The following is a 797-nucleotide window of genomic DNA, read 5'->3' as shown; positions in this document are numbered from 1 at the left end:
CATGTGCTGGAGTAAAATAGTCCAGTGGACTATTTTAGCCTCGAGCTAAGAAATTCGGAAGCGAGGGGTGGAAACGATCAAGAACAATTTTAGCTTGAGGAAATAGAACTTTGATGAGAGGAATATAACTTCCAGACATATTGACAATGACCACTTTAACCTTGTTTCGAGCTTCTTTCGAGTACCTAAAGAAATGATTTCGGATGGTAGTTTGTCTTCTGTCATCAAGGATGGTCATGATTTTCTTAGTGTTGAAATCCTGAGCGATAAAGGCTAATTTTCCCTTCTGGCAGGAGAATTCATCCCAGGAAAGCACTTCTGGCAAAGTAGTGAAATCCTCTTGGAATTGAAATTGTTTGAGCTTGCGATAGATAGTAGAGGTGGAGATAGCGAGATTAGAAGCGATATGGGTTAAAGCTTCTCTGTTGAGTAGGAGTTGAGAGATTCTCTGTCTAAGAAGTTCCGAGATTTGGCAATTTTTTTGAACGAGAGTTGTTTCAGCTACAGTGACTTTCCGACAGGACTTGCATTGAAATCGTCTCTTTTTCAAGCGAATGAGGCTAGGAAAACCAGCAATCTCAATAAAAGGAATTTTAGAAGGGTTTGGGAAGTCGTATTTGATTTGTTTTCCTTTACAGTGTTTCCATTTAGGAGGTTGATAATCAAGTGTAGCGAAGACTTCGATATGGGTATCGTGCTGAATGGCTTTATCTAAGGTGATATTTTTGTCTTTCATTCCGATGAGTAATGTGGTATGATTGATGTGTTCCATAAGATACTTTCTAATGAGTTGTTTA

The 797-nt window shown here is 38.8% G+C and carries 1 pseudogene; it reads right to left on the bottom strand.

The annotated features are described in order from the left end of the window. Positions 1–67: 67 nt before the first annotated feature. Positions 68–772, bottom strand: a pseudogene (locus tag GZ996_RS11640) (transposase); the annotation flags it as partial. Positions 773–797 lie beyond the last annotated feature (25 nt).

Origin of the sequence: Streptococcus sp. S784/96/1 (assembly GCF_902729355.1) — a bacterium.
Classification (GTDB): domain Bacteria; phylum Bacillota; class Bacilli; order Lactobacillales; family Streptococcaceae; genus Streptococcus; species Streptococcus caledonicus.
This window is presented reverse-complemented; position numbering and strand designations above follow the sequence as displayed.